Origin of the sequence: Cellulomonas terrae (assembly GCF_007990265.1) — a bacterium.
GTDB lineage: Bacteria > Actinomycetota > Actinomycetes > Actinomycetales > Cellulomonadaceae > Cellulomonas > Cellulomonas terrae.
Genome location: NZ_BJWH01000013.1, coordinates 33,772 through 46,409 on the forward strand (window position 1 = coordinate 33,772; position 12,638 = coordinate 46,409).

The following is a 12,638-nucleotide window of genomic DNA, read 5'->3' on the forward strand; positions in this document are numbered from 1 at the left end:
TCGAGCTGATCTGCCCAGCCACCAAAGTGACGTCGAGCGCCAGGTCCAGCTGTTCTCCTGACGCGACTGCGAGTCGCAGCACGTGGCTGACCGATCACGCCGGTGAGTTCACACGGGGACGGGCCCGCGGTTCATCCACCTGCCTTCAGCCGGAACGCGAGGCGGCGGGGCGCCTGCACGAGATAGCTGTCCGTCACCAGCTCGGCAACCTCGACCCAGTCCGTCTCGTCGTCCAGCACCATTCCCACGACATTCGCACCCCAGTCGGCCCGGAAGAACGGAGGGCCGGCATGCGCCAGCGCTTCCAACTCCCCGGGTAGCGCCCGGAAGGTCATCAGGGTGGCCGGATGGTCCTGGTCGATATCCGCCGACCGCCTCTCGTCGGTGGTGTAGACGTGCAGGAACGTCCGCCGGCGAGTCCGCCACCGCAGGCCGATCCACGCCGGCTCCTCGTACGCCTCAGGTAGTTCCCCGCAGATCACCCGGAGCCGGCCGACAACGGCGGGTGGAACGTCCGCGATGTCGCTCATCTGTTCCTCCCGCGCCCATCCTCCCCGCCGGGTAGGACATCAGCACATCAGAGTCTCCGGGGTTGGCGGGAGCAAGCGCCGCCCTTCTGGCGTTGGTGTAGGAAATCATCCGGGTTGTCCGAAGAGCAGCGCTCTCATCTGCGATGGGACACGTAGGTGAGACGGCATTCGTCTCAGGAAGCTGTCCGCATCCTCAGGCAAGTGCTCCACGGTTCTTCCATCAGCCTCGCCAACCCGTGACGTTCGTGGAGCTGAGCCCGAGTGTTACCGCTCGTTGTTCTAGAACTCCCAGTTGCCCAAGCGGCCTATCCGTTTCCGATCTCGGACCAGGGAATCAGAAGCGCGGCCCGTCGAGGAGCTCGTCGAGACTCACCCTGTACCGATTCCCACCGCCGTCGACGGCGGCCATCTCGGCGCCGCGCGACGTGAGACGAAGCCTCGCGCAGTCGCGCCCGTCGGGCAGCACCAGACGACCGACCGGCGCGCCGACGTCGACCCCTCCGCCCGGCCGCAGCGCGAAGGGCGTGACGAGGTCGTACTCGACGCCCCAGCCGCCGACGAACGCGCCTCGAGCACCGTCAACCACGACGGCACTGGCACCCCGGACGCCCGTCGGTCCAAGGTCGGTCACCGAGTCGGACTGCACCCGCACGAGGTGGAAGCCCTTGTAGGCATAACAGAGCGCGGTCTCTTCGTGGACGTTGAGCGCCATGACGTCGAAGACGTTCGGAAGGTCGGCACGCTCCGAGGGGAACGGGTACCACCACTCGGGGCGCAGGGTGCCGTCGAACCGGACGAGTTGGCGCATGCCGATCTCGTCGCGCGCCTCGTCGAAGTACCCGATCCAGATCGACCCTGCTGGCGTTGCCAGCACCTGCGCGATCGCGTCTCCGACGAACGCGGAAGCCACCAGTTGCCCAGCGCTGTCCCACACCTGCGCGTTGTCCGTCCCCGGCTCGCCGCGGGCGGCCACGAGCAGGACCCGGCCACCCGGCAGCGGTTGCGCGAAGCTCGCTGGCACGGCGCCCTCGAGCACGACGGCAGGGGCTACGCCACCGACGCGGTGCACCAGCACCCGATCCTCACGGTCACGACTTCTTACCAGCACGAGGACTTCGTCGCCCGGGCCGGTTCCGATCGCGAGCGGTCTGTAGTCCCCACGTCCCCTGGTCCGGCCACGTGGCGGACTCGGCGAGCCAGCCTGGGGTCTCACGCAACGGGATCATCGGGAGCGGGAGCATCGCACGTCGACGCACCAGCGACTTTCGGTCGCGCTCGTCTCTCGTCACGGCGTCATCATGCCGGAGGCAGGAACTCAGCCGACTCGTCCGACGGACGGCGCGTTGGCTGCAACGGGACATCCGCCGGTGTGGGTCTGCTGCACGACTGTGCTCGGCGCTCTCGCCTGGGCTTGGCGCGAAGCCGAGAGACCCGGCGTCTGGGCACGCCTTGGCCAAGCTGGTGGGATCTGGCCAGCTCGAACGGGATCCCACACCACTGCTGCGCAGCAAGTGTAGGAACTCACGGAAGTTGTCCACCGACCTCTCCTCTGACCTGGGTGATGACACGAAGGTGAGACGACTGCCGTCTCACCTTCCTGTCCGAATCCTCAGCGGAAACGTGGAGGCACGCGTGACCGATGTCCCGCGGAACGTCCGACGCCACGACGCGCGTTCTCCACTCGGGTGGTCCTCACGGGGCTGGCGACGCGCGGGCAGACTCACTCTCATGGAGATCCTCAAGACCCGAACGGCGCGAGGTCGCGGACGATGGGGCCACGACACCTACGACGTCGAGCTGATCTCGTGCACGCAGTCGTGGTGGGACGCAGCCGGTTCCGCGCGGACGTCGATCACGGGGTTTCAGCTGGTCTGCTCGGCGCCCGCCAATGCCCGGTACTTCTCGACGGAGGCCGACAGGGACGCGTTCATCGCAGCGTCCTTCTCTGATCTCTCTCTCGACCGGGTCGAGCCGCCTGAGGTCTGGAGCGAAGCGCAGTCCCTGCACGACGTCCTCGGTGTGCCGTTGACGGGGATCGAGACGGTCGAGGACTACCTCTGGCTCACGTGGCCCGATGACCGCCTCGCGATCTACTCCGAGGTCGACGTCATCGAGGCTGGTCAGAGGTGGCGTGGAGGGGATGCGGGCTTCATGGTGAAGCTGCAGTCGCTGGTCGGTCAGCGAGTGACTGCTGTAGACGAGATCCTCGACCGCGGTCTTGTCCTCAGGTTTGAGAGCTCGATGGAGCTCGAGGTCAACCTGCGTGAGGCGGCTGACGGCGTCGCCGAGGCGGCTGATCACTCGAGTATGGACGGGTGGAGTCGGGGGTCGCTCTGGATGGTCGGAGAGCCGCCCTTCGATACCTAGTGACGGGCGGCCTCGTAGGCTCAACGCTTCGCACGCCGTTCTCATCGCTCAGGTCGAGGACGGTAGTCGGAGCGGTGATCGGTGAATGTCCTCGGTGACGAATAAGGGACTCCACCAGGTTCCCGTCCCGAGTTGCCTCCGAGAAGGTTTTGCTGCCTGACTTCCTCACTTAGCCCCGCAGCCTGATTCAGTTCAGTGGTCGATTGGGCACGAGCCTGGCCAGAAAACGGCGTCGTCGGTCACCGGAGACGACGCGCCAAGGCGTAGGTGAGCCCGGAACCTGTGGCCGCTGATCGGCCACGGACGGCTCGCGGGGTATTCACCGGGCTCGCCAGCGATCGAAGAACGAGCGGTTCTGGGCCCGGGTAGGTGGCGGCGGCATGTGAAGCGGGTGTGCTGATGCGCGGTCGATCGAGGGGCTCGGCGGCCTCCATCGGCCCTGGCTGTCCGCGACCACTTGAAGGGCCGCCGGCCACGCAGCGATGAAGTCGGCGTAGGCGGGATCCCACACCAGGGTGTTCTCCACGAAGGAGACCTCCACCGCGTTGACGAGGTACTCGTCGCCGGTGCGGAAGCCAGCGTCGACGACCGCGAGCAGCAGGTGCAAGGTGTCGGTGTCGCCGCGGCGGTGCAAATCTTCGGCGAAGCGCTGCATGTCGGCCATGAGGAGGTGGCCGAGGAGCTCGCCCTCCATGTCCTTGTAGTGCTCGTCAATGATCGGGCCGGCCCCAGGGACTTCCGCGAGAGCTCGGACGAAGTCCTCCTTCGTCATCGGCGGCTCGTGGTGATCGCTCATGTTGCCATCGTCCCATCGACGCCGGGCCAGGTTGATTGAAGGGAGAACGAAAGCAGTCGTTCAGGGACAGGTGAAGGACGCGACGCGTGTCGGGCCGGCCGGCTTTGCCGACGCGATCCAAGTGTAGGAACTCAGCTGAGTTGTCCGCTGGGCAGCGCTCTGAACTGGGATCGGACAAGTAGCTGAGACAGCTGGCGTCTCACGAAGCTGTCCGAATCCTCGACGAGCAGCCCTTGGACCCCGAACGACCCGGCATCGAGCGCTCGCTACGCCAGGTCGAGCGTGACTCTGTCGCCGGACTCTCCGCCATGGACGTCATGGTCTCGAATGATCTCAACGACTTCGTCGAAAAGCGTCGGACCCTCATGCCGTCTTGCCTGATCAAGCCGTTCCTGCCAGTGGGCGCGTCCTGTGGAGTGCACCCGGGGGAGCAGCTCGTGGAGGCGTCGTGCCGTCTCCTCATAGCCAAGTGCGGCCCGGGAGCGTTCTGAATGGGTCCATCGCAATGTCCAACTGCCCTGCGGTGTGCCGAACCCGCCCCACATGATGTCGTTGAGAGCGTTCAGGTCTCCGTGCCACGCGTAGTTGTCGAGGAACTGCGTGAACTCCCGGGCGAACCCGGCGTAGTCGTCGAAGCGGCTGCCGTCCATCACCAGGACGGGTCGCCCATCAGGGGGTTCGCTCAACCCGCCATCATCGCCGACAGCGTCAGCTGGGGGGCGGGATCCGATCGCTCGTCAGCGGGCGTCGTCGGGACGCGACGGTCGCGCGGTCACCTGACGCACTGCAAGGTCCGGCGTGCGGATGTGCAAGGTTCGGCCTTCGACCCAGAACGTCTCTCCGGGGCGCAGGAAGACCGGTGGTTCGAAGTGCAGGTGGTGGATCTCGCTCACCAGTGTGAGTCGTTCAACTCTCGTCTCTTCCAGCACCGTCTCAGGATGACAGGCGGCGGCTCGGCTGCCGCCGCGCGGGCCGCTGAACTGCAAGAGAACAGATAGGTCGGGATGCGCGGACACGCGGCGGACAGGTAGGTGGGATTCGGACAAGTAATAGCAGAGATGCAGATTGTCGGAACTCATCGGACTACTCCGGAGCCCGAGGCCGGGACCCGCGGTGGGACAAGTAGGGGCGGAGGCAGGGCCGGCGCCCGACACGCCTCGTCAGTAGTCGCCGGCGAGCATCGACGCCGACTGGGCGTCACGTTCCACGGCAGGGTGCGAGACCTGCACCTGCAACTCACCCTCAAGGCTCCTGCTGCCGATGTGTGTGCGAGAGCCGCCATAGGCGGGTGCGACGACTGGGCAGGTGGCGATGAGTTCGGATCCGTTCAAGGACTTCATGGACGCGTACGAGCCAGCGCGGTCCGCTCAGGACTGGAACGCCGTGGTGGACGCGGCCGCCGAGCTGGCCCGTCGGACGGCGCTCGAGGTGCTGCGGACGATCGGCGTCGATGCCCCGACAGGTGCCAGCCCGGTGGCCCTCGTCCTCCTAGCGAAGGAAGAGGCGCCGTCTCGCAACGATCGGTTCATCAACCCCGAGGTGCTGCCGACGGATCGCCTTCGTGACCTCTACCGAGCCATCTGGTGGCTCCGAAAGTCGCTCCCGGAGGTCAGAGTGTCCGGTGCGCTAGCGCCGGACGCTCCGTACAACGGCGTGCGCCACCTGGTGACGTCCTTGCTCAACGACTCTCAGAAGCTCCTTGTGGCCTGCCCCCAGCCGGCCAGGCCGGTGCCCTCGTACTTCCAGGTGTCGCCGCGTGGAGACGTCACCGAGGCCACGTTCCCCGAGATCGACGAGGACATCTTCGAGGAGTGGTACACCGCCGCACACTCCTTGGTGCAGTTCGACCCGGACGCTTGGGACCCGCAGGACGCGGTGATCGAGGATGACGCCGAGTGGGACGACGTCATTCTGCTGCCGGACATCGAGACGGACGTGTACAGCGACCGCTTCTGCGAGGCGATCGAGAGCGTCCGACGTGAGGGCGACACGCACGTGTGGCTCCCGATCGGTGTGATCCGCGGCGAGGAGCGCCGACAGTATTGGCTGCCGAACATCTTTGGCCCGGCTGCGGCGGACACGTGGGGCCTGCAGAACGAGCTCGCCCAGGACCGCACGGTGGTCTTGCCGTACGCGGGCGACGGAGACCCGTTGTTTGCCGGGCGCGCTCGGCAGGCCGTTGAGGACGCTGGCGTCGTCCTCAACTGGCACGCACCGATCTGACGAATCGCAGGCCTGCAGTGAACGATGTCAACCGCCGCATCGCGGCGTCGACCCGGATGCGGCCGCCACTGGGCCCGCAGCGGTTCTGATGGCGGACGATGTCCTGGTGACACTGTCATCCACGTACCGGATCACCCAGTACGACCCGGCGGATCGCGACGACGCCGGCGCCTACACCGGTGACGTCGATGCCGTCAGCGACCGGGGGTCTCGGGAGGCCGCCTACCTGGACGCGGTCGAGGCCTTCGCGCGTGAGCTCGGCGTCACGCGCTTGGAGGTCCGCGACCCGTCCGTCCCTGGTGGTCCCGACGTCCCGGACGCGGCGATCGCCCAGGTCTTCGGCCAAGGTGTGGAGCGATTCGTCGACGGGGCGGTCGTGGACATCGCCTCAGCCCGCCTGCTGGTGCGGGGAATGCTGCGCGAGGAGTACGCGCCGGGTTGGTGCCGTCTCGAGTCCCCGGACATGACTGTCCATGTCGGGTGGGACGTCTACATGTACATCACCACCAGCCGCCCGTGCCCGCAGGCGCAGGCGGCGACCGCCGCGGCCGGACTCTTCCCTGAGTTCTGGCCCGGGAACGAGTCCCCGTACGCGCCGGACGTGGTGGAGGAGGAACTCTGGCGGTCGCGGCACCTCCCGATCGACGGTGCGTTCTGGGCACGCATCGACTCCCTGGCCCGCGAGCAAGGGGCGGTTCTTTTGGAAGAGGAAGCCGCATGGACCCGTTGGCATCGAGTCACTCCCGACACACCGCGTCCCACGCTGCGCCCACGCTGCCGGGTCTGGGTCTGGCCCGACCTCACGACCGACATCTCCGCCGTGCTGGCACAGCTGAACAAGGACGACCCCGACGAGGTCCCGGGCACTGTCATCTGGCAGGCACCGGACGGTCAGCTGCACGAGAGCCCACCCTTGGGTGACGACCGGGAGGACGTGCGAGCCGCCCTCGCCGGAGCGGTCCGCGCGCAGTGGCGCACCATCTACGTCGACGACTTCCACCCGTTGCTCGAGGCCGTCATGCCCGACGCCGACGGCGCGATCCGGGCACGCTGGGAGCCCCTCGCGATGATGAAGGGCGGCAGCTGACGGCGCGCAAGCCCGGTCCCGGAACCCGTGGACGAAATATCCGCTCCTCAGGGGTGAAAGGATGTTTGGCGAGTCGACTGAGCCTCCCGCGGGCAAGCTCGGAGAAGTTCGGGCTGGAGTACCGGGAACTGGTAATCGACGGTTGTCGAGATGCAAGATAGGTTGACTAAACGGCTCGGATAGTCTGACTACCCGATTTGTCCCGTGTCGGCTCCGTGCAGCAGCAGCCATCGCTGCGGCGCCGTTGTCGTCGAGCGGACTCCATGAGTCATGCCCAGGTCACCGGGCGATGCACTGCTGGCTCGGATGCGTGATCACGACAAGCGACCTACCAGCTGCGCTGCTGCTCCGTGGCCTGGTCTGGCGCGCTCTACTACTACCGGTCCGTCAGGTGTCGTCGATGCGCGCAGCGAGCAACGCGGTGTCGACGTCCTCCGGTCGCAGGCCATAGTGCCGGACGAGCTTGGCGCCGAAGACCCGTGCCCGGTCGTCGCCGTGAGACCGGGCGAAGGAGGTGATCATCCTGCGGAGATGCTGGCGATCCCACCCGTCCGGATCGTCGTCGTAGCGCTGCAGCTCTCGCCGCCATGCCGTGAGCTCGTCGGACATCAGGCGGCTCAGGTCGGCGGCAGGGAGGTCGCTGTGCCTGAGTCTCTGGAGCGCCAAGAGCCCTTGCAGCACCAGCTCCTCGACGTCAGGCGCGGCGTCGAGCCGCAACTCGGCCCACCTGGACACCTGCTCCACGGTGCGCGAACCGGCGAGGGCGCTGAGCCACTGCTCCTCGATGTCCGCGCGCGTCGGCGGGTCCGGCTCCACCGGGACAACGTAGAGGACACCAGACGGAGACGCGGAGTGCTGCGCGCCGGTACCGCTGACTCTGCGCCGTCCGGGAGCACCGCGACGGGCGTGCTCCCCGCGTGGCGTCCGGCGCCCGCCAGAGGCGGGACGGCGCGCGATGGGTTCGCCTTGGCCGCACGTCATGGCTGCGACCAGCAATGATCAGCGGCCCAGGGAATGCGGACGGCGCCTTGGCCGGGTGAGTCGGCGGGGCGTCGAGCAGTCGAGCACCGGCAGCCTTTCGGCTACGGCGTCAAAGCCCGCTCCCAGAAGCGGGCGGTCTTCACGTCGAGCGCGACCAGCAGACAGCGCTGCACCTGCGTCGCGGCGGACCGCAGTGCCTGGACGCTGACGAGAGCAGTCTTGACGTCCACCACGAGGAGTGACCCGTCGGTGCGTCGAAGCAGGATGTCGGGGATGCGCTTCAGGAGGCGCTCGTCGGTGGGGATGAGCAGCGCCATGGGTTGGGCGCTGATCCACTCGACGTCCGGATCGAAGTCCACCCAGAGGAAGCGATCGCGCTCCATCAGGCTCTCGTATGCCAGGTGGCAGCGGGTTGTGCTGCTCCAGTAGAGCCCGTCGTAGTGCCGCATCCCTGCGAGGACGGGATCGAGCGGATCGGACGCGAGCGTGACAAGCGGTCCTGGTCGACGTCGCGCACCGTCGTGGAACGGAGAAACCACAACAACCGTGCCAGCAGTAGTGCCGCCACGAGGTCGGGCAGGTCAGGGAATGCATCCCGCCCGCCCAAGGTTGAGCCCAACAGACTCAAGTTCGACCGCCCCGAGTTTGCGCACGGCACGCAGCCGACGCAGACTTGAGCCAGTCGGACTCAAGAGCGAGACCTGTACCCACGGACGACACGAAAGAAGGCACGCACATGGCACGAGCAGTCGGCATCGACCTCGGCACCACCAACTCGGTGGTGGCAGTCCTCGAGGGCGGCGAGCCCACGGTCATCGCCAACGCCGAGGGGTCGCGCACGACGCCGTCGGTGGTCGCGTTCTCCAAGACGGGCGAGGTGCTGGTCGGCGAGATCGCCAAGCGCCAGGCCGTCACCAACGTCGACCGCACCATCACGTCGGTCAAGCGCCACATGGGCACGGACTGGTCGCAGACGGTCGACGACAAGAAGTACACCGCGCAGGAGATCAGCGCGCGGGTGCTCTCCAAGCTCAAGCGTGACGCGGAGGCCTACCTGGGCGAGCCCGTCACCGAGGCCGTCATCACGGTCCCGGCGTACTTCAACGACGCCGAGCGCCAGGCCACGAAGGACGCGGGCGCCATCGCGGGCCTGAACGTCCTGCGCATCATCAACGAGCCCACCGCCGCCGCCCTCGCCTACGGCCTGGAGCGCGGCAAGGAGGACGAGCTCATCCTCGTCTTCGACCTGGGTGGCGGCACGTTCGACGTGTCCCTCCTCGAGGTGGGCAAGGACGACGACGGCTTCTCGACGATCGAGGTCCGCGCGACGTCCGGTGACAACCGGCTCGGCGGCGACGACTGGGACAACCGGATCGTCGACTTCCTCGTCTCCGAGGTGAAGAACTCCACGGGCGTCGACCTGGCCAAGGACAAGATCGCCGTGCAGCGTCTGCGCGAGGCGGCGGAGCAGGCCAAGAAGGAGCTCTCGTCCGCGACGAGCACCAACATCTCGCTTCAGTACCTGTCGATGAGCGAGAACGGCCCGGTCCACCTGGACACCAAGCTCACGCGCGCGCAGTTCCAGCAGATGACGCAGGACCTGCTCGACCGCACCAAGGCGCCGTTCCAGTCGGTCATCCGCGACGCGGGCATCAAGCTGTCGGAGATCGACCACGTGGTCCTCGTCGGCGGCTCGACCCGCATGCCTGCGGTCACCGAGGTCGTCAAGGAGCTCACGGGCGGCAAGGAGCCCAACAAGGGCGTCAACCCGGACGAGGTCGTCGCCGTCGGTGCCGCGCTGCAGGCCGGCGTCATGAAGGGCGACCGCAAGGACGTCCTGCTCATCGACGTCACCCCGCTGAGCCTCGGCATCGAGACCAAGGGCGGCGTGATGACCAAGCTCATCGAGCGCAACACGGCCATCCCCACCAAGCGGTCCGAGATCTTCTCGACGGCGGAGGACAACCAGCCGTCGGTGCTGATCCAGGTGTTCCAGGGCGAGCGCGAGTTCGCGCGGGACAACAAGCCGCTCGGCACGTTCGAGCTCACCGGCATCGCGCCGGCGCCGCGTGGTGTGCCGCAGATCGAGGTCACGTTCGACATCGACGCGAACGGCATCGTGCACGTGTCCGCCAAGGACCGCGGCACGAACAAGGAGCAGTCGATGACGATCACCGGCGGCTCGGCCCTCCCCAAGGAGGACATCGAGCGCATGGTGCGCGAGGCCGAGGAGCACGCCGCCGAGGACAAGGCGCGTCGCGAGGAGGCCGAGACCCGCAACACGGCCGAGCAGCTCGCCTACTCGACCGACAAGCTGCTGGCCGACAACGCCGACAAGCTCCCCGAGGACGTCACGACCGAGGTCAAGACGGCCGTCACCGAGCTGAAGACGGCGCTCGCGGGCACCGACCTCGACGAGGTCAAGGCCAAGCACGCGGCCCTGCTCGCGGTGAGCCAGAAGATCGGCGAGGCGATCTACTCGGCGGACAACATGGCGGCGAACGCGCCGGCCGACGAGCAGCCCGCGGCTGACACGACGGCCGACGAGGACGTCGTGGACGCCGAGATCGTGGACGACGAGGACGAGGCGCGCAAGTGACGACGACTCCCGACGAGCCCGGTGACGAGCTGACGCCCGAGGAGCAGATCCTCGCCGACGCCGAGTCCATCGCGGCCTCGGCCGAGGAGGAGGTCGTGCTCGAGGGTCTCGTCGCCGTCGAGAAGCTCGCGGCCGAGCGGCTCGAGGAGCTGCAGCGGTCGCAGGCGGCCTACTACAACCTCGAGCAGCAGTACTCCGGGTTCGTGAAGCGGTCGAAGGCCGACGCCCTCGCCGCCCACGAGCGCGGGGTGCAGACCATCGTGGAGGCGCTCATCCCGGTGCTGGACGACATCGAGCTGGCCCGCCAGCACGGTGACCTCACCGGGCCGTTCGTCTCCATCGCCGAGAAGCTCGAGGCCACCCTCGGCCGGTTCGGCGTGGTCCGCTACGGCGAGGTCGGGGAGGCGTTCGATCCCGCGGTGCACGAGGCGCTCATGCACTCGCACTCCGCGGACGTCACCGAGTCGACCGTGCAGATGGTGCTCCAGCCGGGGTACCGCACGCCCGACCGGGTCATCCGGGCGGCCCGCGTCGCGGTCGTGGACCCCGAGGCGTAAGAACCGCAGTAGCGTCCGAGGTCCCGCGGGTCATCCGCGGGACCTCGGACGAAGACCAAGGAAGGAGCGGCGTGACCGGTCAGGACTGGCTCGAGAAGGACTTCTACTCGGTCCTCGGCGTGCCCAAGGACGCCGACGCCGCCACCATCAAGAAGGCGTACCGCAAGCTCGCGCGCCAGGAGCACCCGGACCACAACCCGGGGGACGCCAAGGCGGAGGCGCGGTTCAAGGACGTCGGCGAGGCCTACGCGGTCCTGTCCGACCCGGAGCAGCGCGGCCAGTACGACCAGCTGCGGGCCATGGCGGGCGGTCCGCGCTTCACGGCGGGCGGCCGCGGCGGCGCCGGGTTCGAGGACGTCTTCGGCGGCATGTTCGGCGGCGGGCAGCCGGGCGGTCGCGTCCGGTACACCAACGCGCCGGGCGGCGCGGCCGGCTTCGAGGACCTGCTGGGCGGGCTGTTCGGCAACGCGGGAGCAGGCGGGTTCGGCCCGCAGCAGGGCGCCGACCTGGCCACCAGCGCGACGCTGCCCTTCCGGCAGGCGGTCGAGGGGTCGACGGTCTCGCTCAACGTCGAGGGCCGCACGGTCAACGCACGCATCCCCGCCGGTGTCCGCGACGGCCAGAAGATCCGGCTGCGCGGCAAGGGCCGCCCCGGCGCCGGTGGCGGGCCTGCGGGCGACCTCGTCATCACCGTCCGCGTCACCCCGCACCCCGTGTTCTCGATCGACGGCGAGAACCTGCGGATCACCGTCCCGGTCGCGTTCGACGAGGCCGCGCTGGGCGCCACGATCGAGGTGCCGACGCTCGACGGCTCCACCGTCCGCGTCAAGGTGCCCGAGGGCACCCCGTCGGGCCGCGTCCTGCGCGTCAAGGGCAAGGGCGTCCCCGGCAGCAAGGGCGACCTGCTGATCACCGTCCAGGTCGTCGTCCCGCAGCGGCTCAGCTCCGCCGCCCGGGAGGCCGTCCAGGCGTTCGGCATCGCGACGTCCGGACAGGACGTGCGCGCAGACCTGCTCGACGCGGCGAAGAAGTAGCCATGCCCACCGAGGACGCGAAGGTCTACGTCATCTCGGTCGCCGCCGAGCTGGCGGGCATGCACCCGCAGACCCTGCGCCAGTACGACCGCCTCGGCCTGGTCACCCCCAGCCGCGCGAGCGGCCGAGGCCGGCGGTACTCCCTGCGGGACATCGCGACCCTGCGCGAGGTCCAGCGGCTGTCGCAGGACGAGGGCGTCAACCTGGCCGGCATCAAGCGGATCCTCGAGCTCGAGGCCGAGCTGGAGCAGCTGAAGCGGCAGGTCGAGTACCTGCGCGCGTTCGTCGACCCGGGTCGCCGCATCTTCACCGCCGACCCCCGCGGCGACGTCGTCGCGGTCAACCGCACGGCATCCCGCAGCCGCCGCCCGACGACGACGGCCGACCGTGCCGCCGTCGTCCTCTGGCGCCCCACCAACCGCTGACCCCTCCGCGACGTCCGCACTCGCGCGCGCTGGACCCCG

General features: G+C 68.3%; 14 protein-coding genes. 7 read left to right on the plus strand and 7 right to left on the minus strand.

Annotated features, from left to right (window positions below; all coding sequences use genetic code 11):
• Positions 1-131: 131 nt before the first annotated feature.
• Positions 132-530 carry an MmcQ/YjbR family DNA-binding protein gene (locus CTE05_RS12650; RefSeq protein WP_146846676.1) on the minus strand — a complete coding sequence of 133 codons (399 nt, stop codon included), beginning with the start codon at positions 528-530 and terminating at the stop codon, positions 132-134.
• Between the two features lie 334 nt (positions 531-864).
• Positions 865-1,605: a hypothetical protein gene (locus tag CTE05_RS12655; protein WP_146846678.1), complete on the minus strand. Its 741-nt coding sequence runs from the start codon at positions 1,603-1,605 to the stop codon at positions 865-867.
• Between the two features lie 653 nt (positions 1,606-2,258).
• Between CTE05_RS12655 and CTE05_RS12660 the strand changes: the two genes are divergently transcribed.
• Complete coding sequence (locus tag CTE05_RS12660) at positions 2,259-2,897, plus strand: hypothetical protein (RefSeq protein WP_146846680.1); 639 nt, start codon at positions 2,259-2,261, stop codon at positions 2,895-2,897.
• A 319-nt stretch (positions 2,898-3,216) separates the two neighbouring features.
• Here the strand turns inward: CTE05_RS12660 and CTE05_RS12665 are convergent, their stop codons facing one another.
• From CTE05_RS12665 to CTE05_RS12675, 3 genes are all read right to left on the minus strand, one after another.
• Positions 3,217-3,693 (minus strand): DUF7674 family protein, encoded by a 477-nt coding sequence (locus CTE05_RS12665; protein WP_146846682.1) that lies wholly within the window; start codon positions 3,691-3,693, stop codon positions 3,217-3,219.
• Between the two features lie 266 nt (positions 3,694-3,959).
• Complete coding sequence (locus tag CTE05_RS12670; RefSeq protein WP_246123570.1) at positions 3,960-4,379, minus strand: barstar family protein; 420 nt, start codon at positions 4,377-4,379, stop codon at positions 3,960-3,962.
• Positions 4,380-4,430: 51 nt separating this feature from the next.
• On the minus strand, positions 4,431-4,772 hold the full coding sequence (locus CTE05_RS12675) for a hypothetical protein (RefSeq protein WP_146846684.1): 342 nt from the start codon (positions 4,770-4,772) through the stop codon (positions 4,431-4,433).
• A 259-nt stretch (positions 4,773-5,031) separates the two neighbouring features.
• On the opposite strand from CTE05_RS12675, the gene CTE05_RS12680 reads away from it, so the two are divergent.
• Both CTE05_RS12680 and CTE05_RS12685 read left to right on the plus strand, forming a co-directional pair.
• Positions 5,032-5,916 carry a hypothetical protein gene (locus tag CTE05_RS12680; protein ID WP_146846686.1) on the plus strand — a complete coding sequence of 295 codons (885 nt, stop codon included), beginning with the start codon at positions 5,032-5,034 and terminating at the stop codon, positions 5,914-5,916.
• Positions 5,849-7,003 (plus strand): RNA-binding protein, encoded by a 1,155-nt coding sequence (locus CTE05_RS12685; RefSeq protein ID WP_186814857.1) that lies wholly within the window; start codon positions 5,849-5,851, stop codon positions 7,001-7,003. The genes CTE05_RS12680 and CTE05_RS12685 overlap by 68 nt, the downstream gene beginning before the upstream one ends.
• Positions 7,004-7,390: 387 nt before the next feature.
• Here CTE05_RS12685 and CTE05_RS12690 read toward each other — a convergent pair whose 3' ends face one another.
• Both CTE05_RS12690 and CTE05_RS12695 read right to left on the minus strand, forming a co-directional pair.
• Positions 7,391-7,819 carry a hypothetical protein gene (locus CTE05_RS12690; RefSeq protein WP_146846690.1) on the minus strand — a complete coding sequence of 143 codons (429 nt, stop codon included), beginning with the start codon at positions 7,817-7,819 and terminating at the stop codon, positions 7,391-7,393.
• A gap of 266 nt (positions 7,820-8,085) precedes the next feature.
• Positions 8,086-8,433, minus strand: coding sequence for a hypothetical protein (locus CTE05_RS12695; protein WP_146846691.1), 348 nt, complete (start codon positions 8,431-8,433; stop codon positions 8,086-8,088).
• A 287-nt stretch (positions 8,434-8,720) separates the two neighbouring features.
• Between CTE05_RS12695 and dnaK the strand changes: the two genes are divergently transcribed.
• The 4 genes from dnaK to CTE05_RS12715 all read left to right on the plus strand — a co-directional run bounded on the left by dnaK (position 8,721) and on the right by CTE05_RS12715 (position 12,599).
• Positions 8,721-10,583 (plus strand): molecular chaperone DnaK, encoded by a 1,863-nt coding sequence (gene dnaK / locus CTE05_RS12700; protein ID WP_146846692.1) that lies wholly within the window; start codon positions 8,721-8,723, stop codon positions 10,581-10,583.
• Positions 10,580-11,140, plus strand: a complete 561-nt coding sequence (grpE, locus tag CTE05_RS12705) for a nucleotide exchange factor GrpE (protein ID WP_146846693.1) — start codon at positions 10,580-10,582, stop codon at positions 11,138-11,140. The genes dnaK and grpE overlap by 4 nt, the downstream gene beginning before the upstream one ends.
• Before the next feature lie 71 nt (positions 11,141-11,211).
• Positions 11,212-12,174, plus strand: a complete 963-nt coding sequence (locus CTE05_RS12710; RefSeq protein WP_146846694.1) for a DnaJ C-terminal domain-containing protein — start codon at positions 11,212-11,214, stop codon at positions 12,172-12,174.
• Between the two features lie 2 nt (positions 12,175-12,176).
• Positions 12,177-12,599 carry a heat shock protein transcriptional repressor HspR gene (locus CTE05_RS12715; protein ID WP_146846695.1) on the plus strand — a complete coding sequence of 141 codons (423 nt, stop codon included), beginning with the start codon at positions 12,177-12,179 and terminating at the stop codon, positions 12,597-12,599.
• Positions 12,600-12,638 lie beyond the last annotated feature (39 nt).